We start from the raw sequence: 22,634 nt of genomic DNA, 5'->3' as shown, positions 1-22,634 counted from the left end.
TCAGCTTCTCACTGAATGGCTTTTTTTAATTACTAACGTTTATCCCATAATTCGTTGTCCTGCCATCCATGTTTCTTTAACACGGACGTCTTTTAATTCTTCATGCGGAACCGTAAAAATATCCGTAGTGAGGACAACAAAATCGGCTGCTTTACCAGGCTCTAATGTTCCATTATCATCAAAGCCGCCAATTCGGGCTGCATCGCGCGTATAGCCAAGGATTGCCTGGGGGACCGTAATTGCCTCGTTCAAATTAACGATATCTCCATTAGCCGCTTTCCTCGTTACCGCAGCATAAATACTATAAAATGGACTATCTGGTTCTGCCCATGGTGTACAAGGTGCATCTGAACTCAAACCTAGCAACGCATTAGAATTTAACATTGTGTTAATACGGTAAGCTAATTTAAACTGGGCTGGCGAAAGATAATGACGGTAGGATTCATCTTCCGCAAAGAAGAAAATCGGTTGAGTCACTAAAGCGTAGTTCATTTTACTATTAGCAATCGCGTCAAACATCTGGTCATTCATTAATGAAGCATGTTCAATCCGCACTGATGGCATCGAAGTTAACCACGGTTCCATGCCCTTAGTTACATCAATCACAGTCTGAATTGCCTTGTCACCCATGGCATGGACAGCTAATTGCAGTTTATTTTTACGTGCCATCTCGATTGCTCGTTGAAGCTTTTCTACTGAGGTTAAGCTAACTCCCATTTTTCCCGATGGATATGGGTCATTGTTATTTGCTGTCTCTCCTGAGATACTACCATCCATAAAAACTTTAATACCTGCAACTCGCAGCTTCTCATTTCCGCTCGGCTGCAATCCTCTTTCTGGATCAAGCTCATCAAAAACGTAGTAAATCGAAGCTTTGGGTGCAAACCCCTGCTTAACTGCGTCTTGATATAGCTGTAATGAAGGATAAGGTTTCATTCGCCCCATCATTTCACCAATTGCAACAATTCCTTCTCTGATATAGTGGTCAGAACTATTAACCATATTAGTGACATCATTATCATAACTTTGGGCTGATTTTGCGCGAATCAGTAATTGCGATGCCGCAACCTCACGCATAAATCCGGTTGGCTGTCCATCCGCAAAACGCTCAATCTTTCCGCCAACTGGATCAGGAGTATTCTTATCAATACCCGCAAGTTCTAACGCCTTAGAATTACCAACCGAAGAATGACAATCAGACCGATAGATAAAGATTGGCTGTGTTGTTGAAACTGCATCTAGGTCATTGCGGTTAGGACTGCGATGTTCAGCTAATTTGGTTTCATCAAAGCCCCATCCTTCAATCCATACATCACTACCTTGCCCATATGCGGGAGATTTTCGTAAAGCCTCTTGCATTTCCTTAATACTGTTAACATTTGGTGGTGTACAGGCAACACCGTGTAAAGCATCAGCAATATATTTAGGGTGAGTATGACAATCAACTAATCCTGGAAGGACTGTTTGTCCATGTAGGTCAATTTTTTCGCCTTCAATCGATAAATTATTACCAATTTGTTTAACCTTACCATCCTCAACAATCATACTATCAACAAAGTGACTCTCATTATCACCAACAAATATTTTACCGTTAATAAACGTTTGGGTCATTATTCTAACTCCTTCATATTATTGGATAATTAAGCATCCTTACTTATTATATTTAATATCCTACTGCACTTAAGTTTTAAATGAAACCGCTTCAATAAAATAGACAATAAAAAAATAATTTATAACTATCAGCATCCCGTTGATTAGCTATAAATTATTTTAATTTGTTAATAACCGTTGCTAGAGACATTGATTCCAAAACGTTTTTCTCGGTTCCATCTTTGGCAGCTTGATCATAATACATACATTTATAATCTAAAATTTTTAACGTCTTTTGCAGGTCATTCATCTTATTGAGTAACCTTTGTCGAATTGCATGAAACAATTGTTGGCGATCAACAATCGAGCTATCACCTTGTGCCACTAAGTGCGTATAATGCTGTATTTCTTTTAAGGTAAGGCCCGATTGCTTTAAGCATTCGACCACCCGAATTGTATCAATATCTTTTTGGGTAAACTTTCTAATTCCTTGGCGACTTTTTTGAAGGTAAGGAAGAAAATCTAAGCTATCATAATACCGAATTGTCGAACTCGGCAAACCCGTGATTTTTGAGACTTCACCAATTGAATAAACTTTTTCTGTCGTCAGCATTAATCAGCCTCCTTCACTTATACTTGAATTTTCGATCATTATATATCGCAGCTTTACTAATTTTCAAACATCACTACTTGCGTTCTAATAATCATCAATTTTAAAATAAACGTAAAACTTTTTTTGGGGGCCATTCTATGATCCAAGCAATTGCAACTGATATTGACGGGACGTTTTTAACAACTAACCGAATGTACGATCAAGCACTATTTAAACAAGCATTTCACTTGATGAACCAAAAGAACATTAAGTTTATTGTTGCCAGTGGTGATCAATATTGCTTTCTTCGCTCTCTTTTTCCGGAAATTGCAGACCAGATTGCCTTTGTTGCTGAAAATGGTGTTCTGACGATTGATCAAGGACAAGAAATTGCTTGTGGTCAATTAAAAATAGCCGATATCGACAGGATAATTGACTACATTGACACAATTCCCGGTACCAATTATGTTGTCTGTGGTCGTCAATTTGCATACGTTAAAGAAAGCATGCCCAAAGATTTTCGCCAGGGAATTAACCGTTTTTACACTCGAACAAAAACTGTAGCCGACTTCACAAATCTTCACGATAAAATATTTAAATTCGCATTAGTAGTTCCACCTGCTAAACTACGGGAAATTTCCAATAATATTAACAGCAAATTTAATAGAATTATTCGAGCAACCGCTAGCGGTTATGGTGCAATTGACCTTATTATTCCCGGCATGGATAAATCATATGGTCTCCAACTTCTCCTTAATCGGTGGCAGCTGGCTCCACAAAACCTAGTCGTATTTGGTGACGGTGAAAATGATTTAGAAATGTTCGACCTTGCGGGGACAAGTTATGCCATGAGTAATGCACCACGAAATGTTCAACAAGCGGCAACAAAAGTAATTGGGACTAATGATGATCAAGCTGTCCTGCACCAAATAATTAAGCTACTTGAATAGGGTTAATAGCGTGTTTGCAAATTAATTAATTAAGCGATGTTATAAATTAAGCCAACTACCTGATTACTAGTAGCTGGCCTTTTTATTACCGATGAATGGTCAAAATATCATCTAAATTCATCCGACGCGATTTAATTGTGTTAACCAACGCATTATCATCAGGATAGCCAAGGCCAATACCGATAATAATCTCTTCATCGTCAGCAATATTTAATTCTTTGCGTAACATCTTTGGATACTTAATAAACTGGTAGGCGGTCATTGATGCAAGTCCTTGATTTGTTGCTGCTAATACGATCCCATTCCCAAATGAGCCTAAATCATATAATGACCAGAGTGAATACCCCTTAGGTAATGTTAAATACAGAACTTCCTGAGCATTATAGAGCTTAGCAGATGCAGGCCCCATTTCTTTACCAGCTGCACCAAGTCCCTTAGTCCATTCGGCCATATTTACCTGCGCCTGGGCTGGCCAATCTTTTCTTGACATCATTGGGAGATCAGGGGCCCCTTTAGCACCACTATTATCTAACTGTTCTTGTTGTGCTCGAACTCTTTCTAGGGAATCGCCCGTTGCCAAATGAACATGGTAAGGCTGGGAATTAACCCATGAAGGTGCTAACTGCGCTTCTTGTAATACTTTCTTAATCACTTCAACCGCTACTTTTTGATCAGTAAATTGGCGGGTTGATTTGCGATTTTTAATTACCTGTTCAAAATCCATTACGATTTGCCTCCTAGTAATTACGTTCAATTAACATCGTGCTTGGCCAACCGCCTGCTTGTCTGCGGTCCTCATTTCTAATATCAGCGATATCTTGGTCGCTTAATTCAAAATCAAAAATATCCAAATTTGCCTTCAAGTGTTCTGGATTAGTTGACTTGGGAATTACCAGGATATTTTCTTGCACGAAAAAGCGGAGCATCGCTTGTGCAGGTGACTTACCATACTGTCGCCCAATTCGTACTAATGTCGGGTTGCTTAAAATATTACCGTTGCCTTCACCAAGCGGCGCCCACGATTCGTGAAGAATTCCATGTTCTTGTAAGTATTCATGCATTCCCCATTGCTGCCAAAGAAGGTGGGTCTCGATTTGATCTACTGCTGGAACAACTTCACTATTGTCAATAATTTCTTGAACTTGCTGGTGATTGAAATTACTTAACCCAATTGCTCGTAGTTTACCTTCATGGTATGCATCTTCAAGAGCCCGGTAAGTTTCCAGATCATTACCATTGGGCCAGTGAATAATCATTAAATCAAAATAATCAAGACCGGCCGCTTTGAGTGAAGTATCAATCCCAGCTTTAGTACTCCGATAGCCACTCGTCTGGGTCTTGGAGGTAACAAAGATATCTTCACGGTTGATGCCACTGTTTCGAACGGCTGCACCAACTTCACATTCATTTCCATAATTTTGTGCAGTATCAATTAACCGATAACCAACTTTTAATGCTTGTACAACCTCCTGCTCTGTTACACGTGGTGAAGTAAGGTAAGTTCCATAACCAATTGCTGGAATTTTAACGTTATTATTTAAAGTATAGTATTTCATTTTAAATCTCTCCTTATCAACTTGTTGATTTTATTATAGGAGGCATTTATGAATGACAGAAGGTAGTGCTTAGTTAAGCCGGTTTTAACTTTAAGTTAATTCTGATTAGTCTGCTGATTTAAGTACTCCTGACCGACTAAGCTGATAAATTCTTTTACTTGAGGATTGGCATGGCTAGACGACAAAATCCCGTAACTAATTGAATAGTCCCAAGTCATCGGAATACTAACCATTGAAGGATGGACATTATGCCATTGTTCGAGCGCTTCCATCAAATAATTATGATGCACACAATAATTAAACGTATCAATATCATAAAAATAATCAGCATTAACAATCGTAATTTCTGGATGATGCTGGGTTATTTCATTCCGTAATTCATCAATTTTTGGCGACAAACCTGGCCGAATTAATAATATTTTTTGCTCTGCTAAATCATCCCAGTTTAGTTTTTCCTTATTGGCTAGCTTGTTTTGTCGCGGAACCATAATATTGCAGCGCTGGTCACCGAGATTAAAGAAGTCAAATTCATTATCCATCAAATAATTAGCATTCGTTGGTCCTACCAGTAAATCGACTGTCTTACCAAGTTGATTGGTAATTTGCCGTAATGTAGCCGCGTCATCATTAAAAGGGATAATTTGTAATTGGTAATCTTTTTGTTGCTTACCCATCCGCTCCCAGGCCTCCATTAACGGGCGAGCTGACCGCAGCATTGATGTTGCAATTCGGATGGTTGTCTGGCCTTTTTCAGCGATCGCTTGAGCAGCACTGATAGCCTCCCGTGAATCCCGGATAATTTGCTGCGCCGAAGAATATAATGCTTTCCCGGCTGGGGTTAAACTAATTCCCCGCGGTGAACGATTAAAGATTTTAAACCCTAAATCACTCTCAAAATTATTCATCTGCTTCATGACGGAAACTGCCGACATAAAAAGGCTACTAGCCGCTTTGGAAAAACTTCCTTCACGAACAACAGCAATAAACGTATCTAACACTTGATCGTACATTTGCGAACCACCTTTAACTAATTGTTAACTCTAACTTATAAAACTATTATACAAAAAAACGAGCAATGGCGAATTACCACCGCTCGACTTTTTTATTACAGTAATTCAGTAAAGACAACCCCAACAATTAGGACAAACAGGCCAATAATCTGAACCCGTTCTGCTGGACGTTTTTGACCTCCAAGCAAACCAAAAGTATCAATCAATAGGCTAATTGCAATTTGACCAAGGATTCCTAGGGTGATCGCCGAACCATTACCGATCTGAGGAACCAGTAAGGCGGCTAGATAGATGGAAAAACCACCAATAATCCCACCTAAGAAGCCCCACCATGGAGTATGATTTTTTCTAATCAATGCTAAACGGGTAATATTCCCACGAACTGTAACAAAACCTAGTAAAAGAATTGTTGAAATAAGGAAAGTTAAGAATGCCGCGTGGATTGGTGAATGGAGCACTTTTCCGACATGTCCATTAATCGCAATTTCTGAAGCGTAAATCATCCCGGAAACAATTCCACCAATTTCCCAGAAAAGCTTACTACCGCTTTGCTTGGTCGTAATAGATCGGTGGTGTAATGATGGAAAAACCACAATTAAGATAATCCCCAGCAATACGAGAATTGCCCCACCGACCTTCATCGCCGTCAATGGAATTACCTGCGTGCCAAACCAGCCAAAGGTATCAATTAAAATACCAAAAATAATTTGGCCAACCATTGGCAAAACGATCGCTAATACACTGCCCAATTCACCAAACATAAAAATATTAGCCGTTAAACAAATTGTCGCAAGCACACCACCGAGGTAACCCCACCATGGTAACTGACCTAATTCGCTAAAACCAATAAATGGCGAACCCGTAAATAAACCAAAAATAATTAAGAATAAGGTTCCAACTAAAAATGAAATTCCTGAAGCAAGGAATGGTTCATTAATATCTTGTCTTAATCGTGAGTTAACACTCGTCTGAACTGGCACTAACCCACCGGCAATTAACCCTAATGCAATTAAAAATACCATTTTATCATCTTCCTTTACTTAATTTCCGGCCCGCTAATAATAAAATTCAAAATTAATAGTAAAAGTGCGATTACAATTATTTGATGAATCATATTAGCCACTTCCTTTGTGATAATTTCTGATTATTATCTTAAAGGCGCTGACAACATTTCAGAAGATGGTAAAAAGCTAAAGTAGTTTTAATTATAGGTTAATGCTAAATAAAAAGCAGGCATTAACGCCCGCTCGTTTTCTAACTAATCGTTTGCGTGAACATCGTATGCACTAAGCATTTCTTCAACGCCCGGTGCATCAGGATCATGTTGACCCTTGCCCTTATCAAGAGCGCGCATTTGGTCCATTTCCGCAGAGTTCAATTCAAAATCAAAGATATCTTGATTACTCTTAATCCGAGCCTCATGAACTGATTTAGGAAAGACAATTACGCCTTCTTGGTGTTCAAAACGGAGGATAATTTGTCCAGCATCCTTACCGTACTTTTCCGCCATCTTAGTAATAACTGGTTCCTTAAATAAATCAGCATTACCTTGACCAAGTGGTGCCCACGCTTCAAGGGCAACTCCATTTTCAGCCATAATCTTGCGAAGTTCCTTTTGTTGGAAGTATGGGTTGAATTCAACTTGGTTAACTGCTGGCATCACATCAAAGTCTGGCACAAACTTATTCCAAAGTTTTGGTGTCATATTGGAAACACCGATAGAACGAATCTTACCAGCCTTTTGTGCTTCTTCCATGGCTTTCCAGGCCTCAGCAACCTTGCCGTATGGTTGGTGGATTAAGTAGAGGTCAACATAGTCTAAGCCAAGTTTCTTTAATGAAAGATCAATGGCCTTCTTAGCATCTTCATAAGCATAGTCCTGTAACCAGAGCTTTGAAGTCACCCAAATTTGGTCACGTGGGATCTCACTATCCTTAATTGCCTTCCCAACTTCTTGTTCATTAAAGTAAGCCGTTGCGGTATCAATATGGCGGTAACCAGCAGCTAAAGCATCCTTGACTGCTTTATAAGTTGAACCGTCTGCTGGAATTTGGAAAGTTCCGAAACCAAATGAAGGAATTTCATTACCATCGTTGAGTTTAAATGTTGGAATATTAGCCATTAGCAATTACCTCCTAATTATTTTTCACTGTCTTTTACTTGTTGCAAGCTAGAACCAAAGATTTGTTCAATGGTGACCGGATCACGGTGGTCAAAGAATTGGCTTTCATTTTTGTCCAAACTAGCCATCTTCTTCATGTCATCAGCAGTCAATTCAAAGTCAAAAACATCGATATTTTCTGCCATCCGTTTTTGGTGAACGGACTTTGGAATAACTGTAATCCCGCGTTGGAGTAACCAGCGAAGAATGATTTGACCATTACTCTTACCGTATTTAGCAGCAATTTCCGCAATCGTTTCATTCTTGAAAATATCATACTTGCCTTCCGCAAATGGTGCCCACGCTTCAACCCGGACATCTTGGCTTTGCGCAAATTTCACTTCGGCATCTTGTTGATACCACGGGTTAACTTCGATTTGGTTCAAAGCTGGCTTAACTGGCATTGTGAGCATTAAATCTTGTAATTGATCAGCGTAAAAGTTAGAAACACCAATTGCACGGATCTTACCCTCCTTTTGGGCTTCTTCTAATGCCCGCCAAGCCCCCATTGTGTCACCATATGGTTGGTGAAGAAGATAAAGGTCCATGTAATCAAGGCCAAGTTTTTGAAGAGAAGTATCGATTCCCTTTTTAGCCCGTTCGTAGTTGAAATCCGAAACCCACAGCTTAGAAGTAACAAAAATATCATCACGATTAACAGAACTATTCTTGATTGCCTTACCAACTGCTTCTTCATTTTGGTATGCGGCAGCTGTATCAATTAAACGGTATCCTGTTTCAATAGCTTCAGTAACTGCTTTTTCTGCTTCATTAAGGTCTGGTACTTGGAAAACACCAAACCCAAGTGTCGGCATTTCAATGCCATTATTTAATTTTACGGTTGAAACATTAACTGTCATTCTATATGCTTCCTTTCGTTTGCTTTGTGATTGTCTATATCATAACCGTATCCTCTTTCATTGAAAATTACTTTAACTCTATGCTAGCATACACATAACGTATACTAGAAGTGAGGAAGCATTATGATCGATAATTACCTATTAGAAGAATTAGTCACTTTTGCTGAAACAAAGACCCTTGCTAAAACCGCGGAAAAATTAATGATCACCCAGCCAACTGTTACCCGTGGAATGCAGAAGCTCGAAGATGAATTAGGGGTTAAATTATTTGATCGTCAACCAAATAAAATTTCATTGACCAAGGCTGGTAAGTTAGCAGCTAAAAAGGCTCAGCTCGTCTTAGACACTAACCGGCAATTTGTAACTGATATTCGCAACTACGCCTACACCCAGAAAGTTATTAAAATTGCCAGTATTGCTCCTGGACCGCAGATTGTAATTAACGATAATAAAGCTTCATTAACTGCTAATATTGACCTAAATCAAAAACTATTTGATATCAATCAAGTTGAACCAGCCTTACTTAACCACCAGTATTCACTCATCATTACCAATCGGGAAATCCAAACCGACCACATTGAATCACGCTATCTTGGTCAGGAACAACTCTACGTCAATCTTGACCAATTCATGTACCTAGCTAACCAGCAACAGGTCACCTTTAAAGAATTGACCGGACTTAGTTTTGTCGTCCTCAATGAAATCGGCCCGTGGAAACAAATCATTCAAGATAATATTCCAAATGCGAAGTTTCTTTACCAAACTGAATATGATTCAATGCAGGAATTAACCAAATATACGAACTTCCCTTTTTTCACCACCAATATCACTAATCCAAGTGAAACTTATGATACTAACGATACTGTCAAAATTTCGATTACTAATGATGCCGCCACAATGACTTTCTATGCTGCCTATTTAAAAAGCCAACGGAACATAGTCGCTCCATTGGCAAAAAAGTTAGTTAATGTTTGGCCTAAATAGTAACTCAGACTAAGCGTATCTTTTAAGGCGGCTTATAAAATATTGGTTTGAAATTACTTTTACATAGCATCGTTATTTTTAAAAAGTGTAAAAGTAACTTTAAACTTTTGGCTTAACCGATATGAAGATGAAATTAATTTAGAACTAATGAAGCATCAAAATGGCCCACTAACAGCAAAGTGGACCATTCATTTTTTATAAACGTCAAATTCACTAAATTTGTCGCATCTTCAAAATTGGATACGGGTTCCCCTGATCATCAAGTGGTGAACGAGAAACCACCTTAAACCCCATATGCTCATAAAAGCCCCGGGCAGCAGGATTTTGCTCATTTACTGCTAATTCATTAACATGATACTTTTTCATTCCTAAGCTAAGCAACTTGGTCCCAATTCCATGACCACGTTCATTATTATCAACAAACAGCATTTCAAGTTTCGTCCCGTTAACCCCCATCAGTCCCTTAATTTGGTTGTCTTGCATAGCTACTATTAGGTGCTCAACTCCGCGAAAAGCCTGAGGAACATATTGCTTAATCTTTTGGATCTCTGTATTAGTTAGAAAATGATGGGTGGCAGTGACAGCACTCTCCCAAACGTTGATTAACTGGTTCATTTCTTGGTCGGTGATGGTGGATAGCTCTTGGATTTGCATTATTTAAACCTCAATTCTATTTACGTTGATTTAGTCGTGCATTAATTTTACGAACATCTTGCAATTGCTGTAAACGCATAATAATCCAAACAATCACATAAGTCAGAACAACCAGCAATACCGATTGCCAACCTATTTGCCAATGGTTTAAAAACATCATTATTCCTACCAAAACTGATGTAGTTAAAAAGTGAATGAGTATTGCTAAAAAATAGTTAATATCAGTTTTAAATACCACCGTTGCAATCCCAATTAACCCACTAATAATCATTACGCTTACCGTATTGAAAACTGTCGGTAATGTATTTTGAAAGTGAAATGTTATAAATACTAGGTATGTTGTCGCGCCGATCACTAGCCCCTTTAAAAATCTATTAATCATTATTTTCATCATTGAACCACCCTACAAGTTGAGATATTGTTTAATAATTGGTACATATCGTCTACTAACCGTTGTTTTGACATTACCTTTTAATCTTGCGACTAAAGTTCCAGAAAATCCACTTTCAATTGATTGCAGGTAGTTCATATTAATAATGGCAAAACGTGATATTTGAATAAAATTAGGTAAATTTAAGCGTAAGCGAATATCTTTTAATTTTCCAACTGATTTTATTAATTGGGTTTCAGTGAAAAATGAAAGTTCATTCTGATTAACTTCTACCATAATTAACTCAGTAGACTTAATAATCAATACTCGATCATCAGCTTTAATCGGGATATTATCACTCTGCTTTTTCTCAAACTTTTGTAGATAATTAAGTAGTTTTTCAACCCGCGCTGAACGAGATTGGCTTTTAATAATTACTTCAATTTTATCTGATGTTAAGTCAGTTGACTCAAACTTAATCTTCACTATAAACCTCCCAAAAGTTTAATATTGCTTATATTTTAGCTTATTAATGAAAATCAGCAAACTAAGGCCTATAAAAGTCATTACAGCAACAAGGGTTAGATTTTGGAGCAGACTGAGTGAATGCTGTGAAATTACCATTTTTACACCAAGATACTCATTCAACATTGAACGGATATTTTGCGGAATTTGATTATCAATTAAGATATTTCTCATACTACTGGCAATATATGAGCTTGGAAATACCTTTACTAAATGTCGACCAAACTTAGGTAAGGTTCCTAATGGCATGTAGGTTGCAATGGCAAAGCCAATCCCGGTACCGATAATTGCAGATATTCGATTAAAAACAATATGACTAGGAATAAATTCTACAATAATTTGGCAAAAAACCGTTGCGACTAATGTTCCTAAAACCGCAATTAATAATAACCAAATTCCTTGCCGAAAACTGATAGTTAAGCTATCTGTTAATTGAAAGTAAACTGCCATCACAATAAGGGCTACAATTTGCATAATAAAGCTAATAAGAAAAGTACTAATAAAATAGCTAAGAGCTAATTTAGATTGTGATACTGAAGTAATCTCAAAGTCACGATAACGATTCGATTCACGGTCATTGACCAATTGTCCTAGTGCACCGAAAGCTGTTGTTACCTGAGCAATTGTTAAAATTCCGCCCATCATCCAAGCATCTAAAATTCGCTTGGCATGAGAAATATCATTCCACTGTTGGACAAGATTTTCTTTCAAGAAACCAATGTAGATAAAGAAAGCAATTAAAGCACCTAAAAGTGACATGACTGCTCCCACACGATTACGAAAGTATAATTTAAGGTTTCTTTTGATTAAAGCATTCATTATTGAAGCTCCTTTCCGGTAATGTTTATAAATGCGTCATTAAGATCACCATGACGATATTCAAAACTGGCTAGCTGTTTTTTGCGCTGATTTAAGATTGTAATTGCCTGTTGATAATCAATACCAGTTAATAAATAAGTATTTGCTTTAATCTTCCGTCCACTTTTTACATTATCCATGGAATATAATATAAGTTGATTTTCCGCATAATTTTTTATTAATTTATCAGCTGATCCTTGAGCCAGTACTTTTCCGTGTTCAAGAACATAAATCATTTCTGCATTACTTGCTTCTTCTAAATAATGAGTAGTCAGAAAAATTGTTAATTGTTGTTCCTGCTTTAACTTTCTCAAGAGTTTCCAAATAACATTTCTTGTTTGAATATCTAAACCCGTTGTTGGTTCATCGAGGAATAATATATCTGGATGATTTAAGAGTGCACGTGCAATATCTACCCGTCGTTTTTGTCCACCAGATAGTGTTCCATATTTTTGTTGATAGAAGTTACTTAATCCCATCATCTCTTTAAGTTTTTTAATCCAAGATTGTTCAACGGATTGATACATGGCAGCACGACTTTGAAGATTTTCTTGAACCGTAAGTCCATCGTCTAGAACACTTTCTTGAAACACTACGCCCATTTTCAAATTATTAGCATAAATGATTGTTCCTGTAGATGGTCTTAGTAAACCAGTCAGCATTTTAATTGTTGTTGATTTTCCAGCACCGTTTGTTCCAAGATAAGCAACTAATGCGCCTCGCGGAATTGATAAATTTAAGTTATTAACAGCAACTTTATTACCATATTTTTTAGTTAAATTCTGTGTTGTAATTAGCATTTCTCTCACCTCGCTATGCATAATAGCAAGAAAAAAGTGGATTTTATGGTGTAAAACGCTAAGTGGTTGTTATTGGCTTATGAAATGCTTAATTTAAATTATTAAATACACTTAAAAAGCCAGCGGAATTTGTTCCACTGACTTTTATGATTATTCATTAATTACTTTCTTAACAGCTTCAGGCAATGGCGTTAAAGAATGTCCTAGTACTTTTTCAAATTCCGTTGGGTCAGCCTGCGCCTCGCCGTTATTTCCTTTTCGAGCATAATCCTGATAGAGGTAGCTGAGTTGGGTATCCATGGGGCTAAGTCCACTCGCACTTAATGAATTCATTAATTCTTGAGGACTAACTACTTTAGATGTAATTCTTTTACCCGTGGCTTTTGCAAGTGCCTGCGCCAATTCCAGATAAGTCACTGGTTTCCCAGCCAAATTAACGACCTCACCCTCCTGGTCACTTAAAATTACCCGCGCACCTACTTCAGCGTATTCTCGTTTGAGCGTCCACGCAACCTTGCCATTCTCAGATAAGTAATCAAGCTTTCCTGTCTTAACTGCTGCTTTTAGCTGAGGTGCTGCAATTTCTAGGTACCAGTTATTCCGTAAAAAGGTGTGTCGAATTCCCAACTGCCTTATCATTTCTTCTGTTGCCCGATGGTTTTGCTCTAAACCAAACTTTTCGTGATCTAAACCATACAAACTAGTATATGCTACATAATTAATCTCACTTTGCTCAATTGCGCTGACAATATTTTGCTGCAAGGCAGTATTGGGAACTGAAACAAATAGTAGTCGATCAATTCCCTCAAAAGCTGCAACCAACGATTCTAAATCACCATAGTCGGCAATTCGTGGTATAACACCGGAAGCACTTAACTTGTTTGCTTTTTCCTGACTACGTACCAAGCCATAAATCTCTGTTCCCGCTGGCGCAAAGTTTTGTAAATAGTTAATTGCGTAATGACCGTAGCCACCACTCGCACCTGTTACCATAATCTTCATTACAATGGCCTCCTGATAAAATAATATTGTTATTTAAATTATAAGAAGTCCTGGCAAGATTATAATAGATAAAAATGCTATTTTATCCATTTGCTTGATAAAATAGCATAAATATCAAAATGGAGAATACGATGAAAAATAATACCAAACAATTATTTGCCAAAACATTAGAAGAAATGCTACTCACCACAACTTTTGATAAAATTCGCATTACTACGCTTTGCAAAAATTGTGATGCAGCCCCACAAACTTTCTATAACCATTTTCGTGATAAATATGATTTAGTCGCGTGGATTTTCGAGCAGGATTTCAAAAAAGGCGTCCACGACTTTCAAGAATATTCTAGCGTAGCAGTTTTAAAAGTAACTAAAGAGTTGCTTAAGCATAAATCGTTCTATCAAAAAGTCTACCGTGATCATTCACAAAACTCGATCAACAACTATATCTATGAATTCAATATTCGCCTAGCTACAGAGCAAATAAAAAAGTATTACCATCAAGATAAACTTATGACCAACCAGCTTATCGCAGTCAAATACCACATTTATGGAACAATGGCGTTATTTAAGGAACTGCTCTATGATAACTTGAATATTTCATTAGAAGGATTAAGTGAGTTTGAATATCAAAGGACGCCTGATTTTTTAAAGAAAGTTTTGATTTAAGCTGTTAAAATTCATCCAACATTATCTGTTCTTCAATAAAGCGATCGAAATAAGGTAACATAAACTGAACGTAGCCATAACTTGCTGGCATGATAATCTGATCATCAATCAACTTTCGCCGATAAACCGAAATATAACCCGGTTTTTTGTCCATTTTTTGACCAATTTCTTGGGCTTTTCCTTTGGGCCGGCCAATTTTAACCATTGCTTGAACAAACTGCCGCTCTTTTTCCGTCATTTCGCGATAAACCTTATAGTACACATTCCGAAAAAGGTCACTAATATATTGATCTAAAATTTTATCAACTGTTTTCTTAGTGATTACCTTGTTACCTTGCTCACTGGCTGTTTTCCACACCCAATACCCTAATAACTGAAAGGCGTATGCAAAACCCATTGTTTGTTTAGTCATATAGATCACCGTCGGAATATCCAGCTGATAGCCTGCTTCTTTAAAAATATGAAAATAGCTATTTTTGATACTTTCCACATCTAACGGGTTAAGCGCGATTCGCTTTTTGCGATAAAGAATTACGCTTTATAAAGATACTCGATGTCATCTCAATACTAGGATTAAATGGATTTTCCATAATCATTGCCTCTCATTTTATAACTTTTTATAACTCTTCTGAAATTTTATAAGTTTTTATAACTTTACTCAATAATAGACGATCCTTTAAAATCACACCATTTAAACTTTCCAAAAAAAACTGCCCGACCAAAAAGTCAGACAGTTTTGTTCTAAAGCGGTTGATGAACCATCTTAATATGTGGCGTTGACTTGTAAATAAATGGTTCACCCTCACTAACAAAGTTGGCTCGCTCATAGAAACCTTGTACCTGTTCCTGTGCTTCAATCTCAATCAACTTGCCGGGGTAATTATCCCGAATAACTTCCATAATTTTATCAAGAAGTTGGCCGCCAATACCTTGACCACGAACCTTGTTACTAGTGACTACTCGGCCAAAAGTAACAGTTTGCTGGTCATTAATTAAAAATACTCGCGCATAGGCAATAACTTTCCCATCTTGGTCATGCTTAAAAAGATGGATAGCTTGTTGGTCGCGGTTATCCGGATCCTGATATACCCGTTGTTGAGCAACTACGAAAACTTTCGCCCGCAGCACCATAATCTGGTATAGTTCAGGAACCGTTAATTCATTAAAATTTTTAATTTCCCACATCGTTACTCATTTCCTTTCTTGAACAGCAACTTATTAATTGTTTGAATACTTTCAAAATATTTATCTTGCTCTGCCGGTGATAGACCCTCAATCATTTTTTTAATGAGGTCATTTGACTTTTGGTTAATGTCATTAAAAACTTTCTCTCCATACTTTGTTAGTGAAATATTAATTGACCGCGAATCAGTTGGCGATGGTGTTTTCTTTAGAATTTTCTTATCGACTAATTTCTTAATTGTCCTGCTAGCATAGCTTTTATCCAGTTTTAATGCTTTCGTCACAGCCATTGGAGTATCAAGGTGGTTCACTCCAACTTCAATTAAAATCCGTCCCTCTGGCCATGTAAGATCAGTGTCAAAAGTCCGTTTATTTAAGACCCCTAATACTTGTGTATATTGACGATTGAATGCTCGGATATTTTCAATTTCATTATTAGATAACATTTTTTCTCCAATATAGTAGACTTTAGCAACTAATTTTTAAATTATAATATCAAAATTAGTTGCTAAAGTCCACTAACATTTTGTGAAAGTAACTATTCATTTCTTGCATAAATAACTACTTAATATAAGTATTTTTAATTGTGCTTTTACAGATTTATAGTAAAGACAGTAAAAGCGGAAAGGAAGTCTTACTATGGCTAAAAAACAAACTGCTGGTCGTGATCAATTAGGTGATTTTGCCCCTAAGTTTGCCGAATTAAATGACGATGTCTTATTCGGCCAAGTATGGTCGCGGGAAAAAGAATTGAGTCCTCGTGACCGGAGTTTTCTTACTGTTACCGCATTAATTACTAAGGGCGCTTTTGAACAACTACCTTACCATATGCAAACAGCAAAGAAGAACGGTATCACTAAGGAAGAAATTGCTGAAATGATTACTCAACTTGCCTTCTATGTTGGTTGGCCAAATGCTTGGTCAGCTTTCAATGTGGCTAAGAAAGTTTGGGACGATTAATATACACAGAATTGCTGGGAACAAAAAAGATTCATCTTTAAAATAGTTATGAGGCTTGAGAGTAGTTGACTTGCTTATATCTCTTCTCATTCTTCATGAACATAAAAGCCCACGAGAAACGAAGTCCACAATCTGTGGGAATTATTTTAATTGTCCTCGATAGCGTTGCATCACCATTTGCATAGTTATTTAAAAATGCCCGTTAAGTATCTAGAACTTCTCTGATACTTAGCGGACATTTTAGTTTATTGATATTTTTAACTAAACTCTTTTTCAAATTCATATAGATCAGTTAAGAAATCAGCAACCACTTGTAATTCCTGATCTGAATATTTTGTAACTAATTTAGCAACTATTTGTTTTTTTATCGTCCTATGCATTTCATCATGAACCAGTGCCACTGCTCTACCTTGATCAGTCAAAGAATAGTACAGTTTCTTCTGATTATCGGTGTGTTTTTTAGCTGTAATTAGTTGGTACTGCAACAGTTTCTTGGCAGCCCTAGTAATACCGCCCCGCGTAACTGAAAGTTTTTCCGCAATTTCAATTCCCGTTAATTCACCATTTTCTAATACTGATAATATATGAAAGGAAACAATTGATAAATTCAAGACTATTTTTTTCAATTGCTGATCCGTAATATGCTCTTGAATCCACTGTTGTTCTTTTGAGCCATGAATATTACTGTGTTCGGCCCTTAGCAATTGAATTATTTTTTGAATTTTATCGACGGTTACTTTACTCATAGTCTTAGCCTCGCTATTTAATTCATTACGCTAATTATATCAGAATTTAGGAGCCATCTTCTCTGCTTCCTTCATTGCCCGATTGAGAATTTGTTGACGTTGATCACGGTAAGCATCTGCTCCTTCAATAAAAATTTTATCCATATCAGTAACCCCATAAAACTTCATCATGTTAGTTAAATATAGGTCACCAAGATCCATTAATGCGGAACTTTCATTGCTTTTAATCCCTAGCATCTTTCTAAATAAGAACTTAACAATTCCCCATTTACCGTCTTTATGGTATTCACTACCGGCTGCTTGGATATGGAGAGCCTTTTTTCCTTTTAATAGTCCCACTGATCCGTTAGATGTATATTTGAATGTCTTATGAGCTACTGCCGTAAGATCAAGATATTGTTTCATTTCAGCAGGCAAGAAATGATTATACATTGGATTAATAAAAACGTATTTATCTGCATTTATAAATTCATTTAACCATTCTTCATGACGTTTAAGTAAATCAGTCTCTTCTTTTGTCATTGGTTCGCCAAACTTTTGCTTACGCCATGCTTCCATCGTTAAATCATTTAATGGCGGAACTCCCGCCCCCTTATATAAATCACGAATAATTACTTTATCATTGGGATGCGTTGCGCGGTATGTTTCTACAAATTTATTACCAACCGCTAATGACAAACTCTTTTCAGTGTGTGGGTGTGCTTGAATTACTAATAATGTGCTCATATTTATATCTCCTTTTTTGTTGCTTATCAACATTTTTTGTCTGATTATATTTTACACGATTTTTGTTGCTTGTCAACAAAAAAGTTAAAAATACTTTTTAGGCATTACTTATAAATAGAAATAGGCATTTCAAGTTCGTACTTTCTTCATTTATTATTAAGATGATAGGAGGCTATTAAATGAATAAGCCATATATAATTTGTCATATGATGATATCTGTTGACGGGAGAATTGACTGTGGAATGACTGCCCAACTGGCTGGTGAACCAGAGTACTACTCCGCATTATCAGCATTAAACGCACCAACAAGAATCAGTGGCCGGGTTACCGCTGAAACAGAACTAACTAGTGGGAATAAGTTTATTCCTCAAAATAACGAAACAATTGATAAAACTGACTTTGCTAAAAATTCATCTGCAAATCAGTTCAACATCGTTATCGATACTAAGGGAACGCTACGTTGGAACCAAGAAAAAGATTCCACTTTTCCTCACCTTATTATTACCAGTGAGCAGGTCACAAAAGAATATCTTGACTACTTAAATCAGCAAAATATCTCTTGGATTGCTTGCGGAAAAGATCACGTTGATTTAGCACATGCAATGGAAATTCTTAAAGGTGAATTTGGTATTGACCGGCTTGCAATTGTCGGCGGTGGGAAAATCAATGGTGGTTTCCTTGATGCTGGTTTAATTGATGAAATTAGCATCTTGATTGGTGCCGGTGCTGATGGTCGAATTAACCAACCAACACTATTTGATGGCCGTCCAGTAACTCGTAAACCAGTTGCATTAAAGTTAAAGGATGTTAAAGGTTACAATGACGGCGCCGTGTGGCTTCGTTACTTAACCAAATAATTTTCCTAAATGCAAAAGAACTATTTTTGCTTTTTAACGAAAATAGTTCTTTTTTTACTTTAAATTATTTGATTTTATGGTAAAATTCTAACGTTAATAAATGTAAACCAGAAAAATAGTTCGATAATACCGAACATTGTTTAAGGGAGAAATACCATGAATAACGACATCGAAAAAATCCTATACACGCAAGAACAAGTAAGCAACCGTATCTCTGAACTGGCAACTACTATCTCTACTAAGTATCAAGATGAGTTTCCAGTAGTTGTTCCAGTAATGACTGGCGCAATGATCTTCGCTTCTGAATTGATGCAAAAGCTTGACTTTAAGCTAAACATTGATTATGTCGATGTTTCCAGCTACGAAGATAACTCGCAATCTTCAGGTCGTGTCCGTTTACTGCGTGACCTTTCTCACGACGTTAATGGTCGCTCTGTATTAATTGTTGAAGATATTATTGATTCTGGTCATACCCTACAATTCCTAAATAACCTTTTTGCTAGTCGCGGCGCTAAAAGTATCGAAACATGTTCTTTATTAGATAAACCTGCTCGGCGCGAGGTTGACGTTGATGCTGATTATGTTGGTTTTAAAGTACCCAATGAATTTATTGTAGGATACGGTCTTGATTACGACGGACGTTACCGAAACATGCCCTACGTTGGCGTATTAAAACGTTCTGTATATGAGAATTAGATTGCGATTAACAGATTTTATCGTTTAATTTTTACTAAGTACATCATTAACATAGCTTTTAAGAACCTGCTTAATATTTTTTAGACCTATCCTATAGTAAGAAATAGTTTGCAAAGTTTCGACTGTTGTTCGATCAAAGTCTCTTCTCCCATTCGTACTTCTATGGATTTTAATCAATGCTTTTTTCATAATATCTAATGGTATAGGGAATAATTTTTTATAATTTTGAAACTTCAGTGATTGTTTTTTCCATTTTAACCCTTTCAAATATTCTCAAAATTGTTTCTTAATTTGACTTGCTATTTTCTGAAGCTAACCGTAGCTCTATATAAGTTGTGTTATCTAATACTTTTTGAGGAAATTAAAGTTAATTTGCATTAGTTATGTTGATGAACTCCACTTATCCTTAGAATAAAAGTATTATCAGAATCAACTATACATATAGCAGAACTGAAAAGTTTTCTATAATTATTGGCAAGAGATAATTGTAGTAAATAGATCATTAAAGCAAGGAGAAAATAATGGTTGAAAAACTAGGACAAATAATACACCAGAGAAGAATAGAACAACACTTCACGCAATCTGAATTATCACAGGGAATATGCTCACAATCCATGCTTTCAGCAATTGAGCATAATAGATATACTCCCAATGCTGAATTACTAATTAAGCTATGTCAACGGTTATCCATTGAGTTAAATAATCTTAACTTAGCTAGCAATTATGATATTACTGATAACATTGATTATAATTCTCAATTAAAAGAATTTTGTAACCACCATAAATATAAACAATTAAAAGTATTTCTATTAAATCCAAAAACAATTACTTCAATTCAAACCGAGGAACAAATACAGGCTTACTATTATTATCTTGGAATAGCCCTATATAATACTGGTTCCTCTCATCTTAAAGTTGAACAAGCTCTTAATTTATCTTTAAAAATTAAAGGTAATAAATCTTTAACAAGACTGACATTAATATCACTGGCATTAATCTCTGCTTTAGATGGTAAAATTCAGTTGTTTAATAAGCTATTAAGTGACGCAACTAATCGTATAAATGAGCTTCCATATAGTGAAAATTTAAATATTATTTTTTATCTGGCAGCTTTGTCCTACTACAAAATTAATGACCAAATTACTGCTTTTAATTGGATTGAAAAGGGAATTAGTTTTGTAGTCAAGCATAATTCACATTATATGTTAGCAAATTATTATCGACTTCTTGCCGAAATCACAAATAATAGTAAACAAGAAGAACTAGCTGAACAGCGTAGCTTTACTTTTTCCGAACTCTTTGGTGAAAAAGTATTTCAAAATTTTTAATTATCAGTATTCTGATTACCTCTTATAAATTCGTTAAAGTAAGATAAAAGCATCTTAAATAGAGGAGCTTTTACTTATGAATAAAAAACTATTTACTAATCAAATTACTGTTAATTCTAAACAAAGTACTGTTCATGAAATTTTAGCTAATCCACAAAATTTATTGCAGTGGGTGCCAGAAGTTACGAATGTTAACTCTTCACATAACGTGTTTAATATTACTAGAACAGAAAAAGCATTTAATCAGCAAGAGCGGATCGTAATAACTCAAGGCAATAACATTGTTAATTATCAAAGCACTAATGGAAATATTGAATATAATATTACATTTTCGTTATCTTCTGATAATACAAAAACAACTATAGAAGAAACAGTTTTTATGACTAAATTGAAGACACCAATTCCAATAAATATCTTTACCCCAATTGCTAAACGTGCATTTAAAATAAATTTAAGGCACTTAAAATCATTTATTGAACTAGTTTAATAAATATTGATAGAGTTTGTCCTGACTACATTACTTTTAAAGCTTCATCATTTTTCGTTACTTCTTAATAAAAAAGTAATAATCCAAGGCACGATGATAATCACTAATCAGAGTGTAGCCTAGAAAACACCTGATTATTTATTTCAAGATAATGAGATATCTGAAAAGATGTTTTTTTATACCTAATTTTTGATAATCTTGTACAGAAAGAAAGGATTGATTAAGTGTCGCCTAAGCTAAGGACTACTGTTCTCTTTCTTATACTACTCGTCCCGTTATTTATAGCTTATCGGCAATTTATTTTTCATCGTTATGAATTAACAATATTCTGGCTAATACTTGATGGATACTTTATTTACAATTTATTCAAAGATAAAATCTAATTCTACACAAAATAAAGCTTATTTGTCAGAAATAACTTTCTAAAAACACTATTAAATAAAGGCCCTTATATCTCAGCAATTGAAATATAAGGGCCTTTAAACTTATAAGTGAACTGGCTACCACCAATACATAAGTTCACTTAAAGAGCTGATTCTATAATTGTAGCATAGTTTAGCAATCTTGTACTACCGCTTGACTCATTTGCGTATCTGTCAAGTTTTCATAGGTAGCCTTTAAATATGCAGTTTTAGTGGGTTAGCGCCTTTAAAAGTTGTCCCATTGGTCTACTTGTGGCAGTGTTAATCGGGATTGTTCCTTGCACTGCCCCGACTGATGACTTTATTGGTGCTTTTCTGAGAAACTCTCCAGTGCGAATATGCATTTCCTGTAATAGGCTTGTTTGAGCTACTCGAGGAAGAACAGTTAATTGTTCTAGAATCGTATTTAGACTAGCTTGTAGTTTATTATTCATTCGGGCTTCAATTAATCCAACCATCGCTTTAGCCCCTTGCTCAGTCCATGACTTGCCCTGTTTCTTCATCCGGTAAGTAAAGGCCCGGTGAGAACTTTCGACTGAACCGATTAAATGAATTTCCTTAAATCCGCGCCTTTGTGGTGAGGGGATATACTGCCAATTCCTCTGTAGATACTTTCTTAAGTGCATTAGGTCGTCTGTTTGTTTTTCCGTTAG

Annotated in this window: 27 protein-coding genes and 1 pseudogene; 8 read left to right on the top strand and 20 right to left on the bottom strand. The window is 36.2% G+C overall.

What is annotated here, in order from left to right; genetic code table 11:
- Nucleotides 1-39: 39 nt before the first annotated feature.
- Both H5S39_RS05020 and H5S39_RS05015 read right to left on the bottom strand, forming a co-directional pair.
- Complete coding sequence (locus H5S39_RS05020; protein ID WP_182596048.1) at nt 40-1,611, bottom strand: amidohydrolase; 1,572 nt, start codon at nt 1,609-1,611, stop codon at nt 40-42.
- A 154-nt stretch (nt 1,612-1,765) separates the two neighbouring features.
- The gene (locus tag H5S39_RS05015; protein WP_182596047.1) at nt 1,766-2,203 is read right to left on the bottom strand and encodes a MerR family transcriptional regulator; all 438 of its coding nucleotides are present in this window, start codon (nt 2,201-2,203) and stop codon (nt 1,766-1,768) included.
- Nucleotides 2,204-2,340: 137 nt separating this feature from the next.
- Here H5S39_RS05015 and H5S39_RS05010 point away from each other — a divergent pair, with 137 nt between their 5' ends.
- Nucleotides 2,341-3,132 carry a Cof-type HAD-IIB family hydrolase gene (locus tag H5S39_RS05010; protein ID WP_182596046.1) on the top strand — a complete coding sequence of 264 codons (792 nt, stop codon included), beginning with the start codon at nt 2,341-2,343 and terminating at the stop codon, nt 3,130-3,132.
- A gap of 85 nt (nt 3,133-3,217) precedes the next feature.
- Here the strand turns inward: H5S39_RS05010 and H5S39_RS05005 are convergent, their stop codons facing one another.
- The 6 genes from H5S39_RS05005 to H5S39_RS04980 form a co-directional block, all read right to left on the bottom strand.
- A complete protein-coding gene (locus H5S39_RS05005) occupies nt 3,218-3,856 on the bottom strand; it encodes a nitroreductase (RefSeq protein WP_182596045.1) in 639 nt (212 codons plus the stop codon).
- Nucleotides 3,857-3,869: 13 nt separating this feature from the next.
- Nucleotides 3,870-4,688, bottom strand: coding sequence for an aldo/keto reductase (locus tag H5S39_RS05000; RefSeq protein WP_182596044.1), 819 nt, complete (start codon nt 4,686-4,688; stop codon nt 3,870-3,872).
- 95 nt (nt 4,689-4,783) lie between these two features.
- Complete coding sequence (locus tag H5S39_RS04995; protein ID WP_182596043.1) at nt 4,784-5,698, bottom strand: LysR family transcriptional regulator; 915 nt, start codon at nt 5,696-5,698, stop codon at nt 4,784-4,786.
- Nucleotides 5,699-5,793: 95 nt separating this feature from the next.
- A complete protein-coding gene (locus tag H5S39_RS04990) occupies nt 5,794-6,720 on the bottom strand; it encodes a DMT family transporter (RefSeq protein ID WP_182596042.1) in 927 nt (308 codons plus the stop codon).
- Between the two features lie 236 nt (nt 6,721-6,956).
- Complete coding sequence (locus tag H5S39_RS04985; RefSeq protein WP_182596041.1) at nt 6,957-7,820, bottom strand: aldo/keto reductase; 864 nt, start codon at nt 7,818-7,820, stop codon at nt 6,957-6,959.
- Between the two features lie 17 nt (nt 7,821-7,837).
- Nucleotides 7,838-8,719, bottom strand: a complete 882-nt coding sequence (locus H5S39_RS04980; RefSeq protein ID WP_182596040.1) for an aldo/keto reductase — start codon at nt 8,717-8,719, stop codon at nt 7,838-7,840.
- A gap of 123 nt (nt 8,720-8,842) precedes the next feature.
- Here H5S39_RS04980 and H5S39_RS04975 point away from each other — a divergent pair, with 123 nt between their 5' ends.
- Complete coding sequence (locus H5S39_RS04975; RefSeq protein WP_182596039.1) at nt 8,843-9,703, top strand: LysR family transcriptional regulator; 861 nt, start codon at nt 8,843-8,845, stop codon at nt 9,701-9,703.
- A 213-nt stretch (nt 9,704-9,916) separates the two neighbouring features.
- Here H5S39_RS04975 and H5S39_RS04970 read toward each other — a convergent pair whose 3' ends face one another.
- The 6 genes from H5S39_RS04970 to H5S39_RS04945 form a co-directional block, all read right to left on the bottom strand.
- Nucleotides 9,917-10,357: a GNAT family N-acetyltransferase gene (locus H5S39_RS04970; protein ID WP_182596038.1), complete on the bottom strand. Its 441-nt coding sequence runs from the start codon at nt 10,355-10,357 to the stop codon at nt 9,917-9,919.
- Nucleotides 10,358-10,373: 16 nt separating this feature from the next.
- Nucleotides 10,374-10,739, bottom strand: coding sequence for a DUF3021 domain-containing protein (locus tag H5S39_RS04965; protein ID WP_231832859.1), 366 nt, complete (start codon nt 10,737-10,739; stop codon nt 10,374-10,376).
- Nucleotides 10,740-10,760: 21 nt separating this feature from the next.
- Nucleotides 10,761-11,213 (bottom strand): LytTR family DNA-binding domain-containing protein, encoded by a 453-nt coding sequence (locus H5S39_RS11700; protein WP_182596037.1) that lies wholly within the window; start codon nt 11,211-11,213, stop codon nt 10,761-10,763.
- A gap of 18 nt (nt 11,214-11,231) precedes the next feature.
- Nucleotides 11,232-12,071, bottom strand: a complete 840-nt coding sequence (locus tag H5S39_RS04955; RefSeq protein ID WP_182596036.1) for an ABC transporter permease — start codon at nt 12,069-12,071, stop codon at nt 11,232-11,234.
- Entirely contained in the window at nt 12,071-12,910 is an 840-nt protein-coding gene (locus tag H5S39_RS04950) for an ABC transporter ATP-binding protein (RefSeq protein WP_182596035.1), read from the bottom strand. Before H5S39_RS04950 ends, H5S39_RS04955 begins: the two co-directional genes overlap by 1 nt.
- Nucleotides 12,911-13,060: 150 nt before the next feature.
- The gene (locus H5S39_RS04945) at nt 13,061-13,912 is read right to left on the bottom strand and encodes an NmrA family NAD(P)-binding protein (RefSeq protein ID WP_182596034.1); all 852 of its coding nucleotides are present in this window, start codon (nt 13,910-13,912) and stop codon (nt 13,061-13,063) included.
- A 131-nt stretch (nt 13,913-14,043) separates the two neighbouring features.
- Here H5S39_RS04945 and H5S39_RS04940 point away from each other — a divergent pair, with 131 nt between their 5' ends.
- Nucleotides 14,044-14,577 (top strand): TetR/AcrR family transcriptional regulator C-terminal domain-containing protein, encoded by a 534-nt coding sequence (locus tag H5S39_RS04940; RefSeq protein WP_182596033.1) that lies wholly within the window; start codon nt 14,044-14,046, stop codon nt 14,575-14,577.
- 4 nt (nt 14,578-14,581) lie between these two features.
- Here the strand turns inward: H5S39_RS04940 and H5S39_RS11595 are convergent, their stop codons facing one another.
- The 3 genes from H5S39_RS11595 to H5S39_RS04925 all read right to left on the bottom strand — a co-directional run bounded on the left by H5S39_RS11595 (nt 14,582) and on the right by H5S39_RS04925 (nt 16,205).
- Nucleotides 14,582-14,989 carry a DUF8462 domain-containing protein gene (locus tag H5S39_RS11595; protein ID WP_231832858.1) on the bottom strand — a complete coding sequence of 136 codons (408 nt, stop codon included), beginning with the start codon at nt 14,987-14,989 and terminating at the stop codon, nt 14,582-14,584.
- Between the two features lie 329 nt (nt 14,990-15,318).
- Nucleotides 15,319-15,762: a GNAT family N-acetyltransferase gene (locus H5S39_RS04930; protein WP_182596032.1), complete on the bottom strand. Its 444-nt coding sequence runs from the start codon at nt 15,760-15,762 to the stop codon at nt 15,319-15,321.
- A 2-nt stretch (nt 15,763-15,764) separates the two neighbouring features.
- Entirely contained in the window at nt 15,765-16,205 is a 441-nt protein-coding gene (locus H5S39_RS04925) for a MarR family winged helix-turn-helix transcriptional regulator (RefSeq protein ID WP_182596031.1), read from the bottom strand.
- A 193-nt stretch (nt 16,206-16,398) separates the two neighbouring features.
- On the opposite strand from H5S39_RS04925, the gene H5S39_RS04920 reads away from it, so the two are divergent.
- The gene (locus tag H5S39_RS04920) at nt 16,399-16,719 is read left to right on the top strand and encodes a carboxymuconolactone decarboxylase family protein (protein WP_182596030.1); all 321 of its coding nucleotides are present in this window, start codon (nt 16,399-16,401) and stop codon (nt 16,717-16,719) included.
- 257 nt (nt 16,720-16,976) lie between these two features.
- Here H5S39_RS04920 and H5S39_RS04915 read toward each other — a convergent pair whose 3' ends face one another.
- Nucleotides 16,977-17,465, bottom strand: coding sequence for a MarR family winged helix-turn-helix transcriptional regulator (locus H5S39_RS04915; RefSeq protein ID WP_182596029.1), 489 nt, complete (start codon nt 17,463-17,465; stop codon nt 16,977-16,979).
- 39 nt (nt 17,466-17,504) lie between these two features.
- The gene (locus H5S39_RS04910; RefSeq protein WP_182596028.1) at nt 17,505-18,191 is read right to left on the bottom strand and encodes an FMN-dependent NADH-azoreductase; all 687 of its coding nucleotides are present in this window, start codon (nt 18,189-18,191) and stop codon (nt 17,505-17,507) included.
- A gap of 179 nt (nt 18,192-18,370) precedes the next feature.
- On the opposite strand from H5S39_RS04910, the gene H5S39_RS04905 reads away from it, so the two are divergent.
- From H5S39_RS04905 to H5S39_RS04890, 4 genes are all read left to right on the top strand, one after another.
- Nucleotides 18,371-19,048 carry a RibD family protein gene (locus H5S39_RS04905; RefSeq protein WP_182596027.1) on the top strand — a complete coding sequence of 226 codons (678 nt, stop codon included), beginning with the start codon at nt 18,371-18,373 and terminating at the stop codon, nt 19,046-19,048.
- A gap of 156 nt (nt 19,049-19,204) precedes the next feature.
- The gene (gene hpt, locus H5S39_RS04900; RefSeq protein ID WP_182596026.1) at nt 19,205-19,744 is read left to right on the top strand and encodes a hypoxanthine phosphoribosyltransferase; all 540 of its coding nucleotides are present in this window, start codon (nt 19,205-19,207) and stop codon (nt 19,742-19,744) included.
- Between the two features lie 521 nt (nt 19,745-20,265).
- A complete protein-coding gene (locus tag H5S39_RS04895; RefSeq protein WP_182596025.1) occupies nt 20,266-21,072 on the top strand; it encodes a helix-turn-helix transcriptional regulator in 807 nt (268 codons plus the stop codon).
- A 76-nt stretch (nt 21,073-21,148) separates the two neighbouring features.
- A complete protein-coding gene (locus H5S39_RS04890; RefSeq protein ID WP_182596024.1) occupies nt 21,149-21,559 on the top strand; it encodes an SRPBCC family protein in 411 nt (136 codons plus the stop codon).
- Nucleotides 21,560-22,190: 631 nt separating this feature from the next.
- Here the strand turns inward: H5S39_RS04890 and H5S39_RS04885 are convergent.
- A pseudogene (locus H5S39_RS04885) lies at nt 22,191-22,634 on the bottom strand (UPF0236 family protein); the annotation flags it as partial.

The sequence above is a fragment of the Limosilactobacillus rudii genome (assembly GCF_014145455.1).
Taxonomy (GTDB): Bacteria; Bacillota; Bacilli; order Lactobacillales; family Lactobacillaceae; genus Limosilactobacillus; species Limosilactobacillus rudii.
The sequence above is the reverse complement of the archived record's forward strand: the minus strand, read 5'-3'. Positions and strand labels throughout refer to the sequence as shown.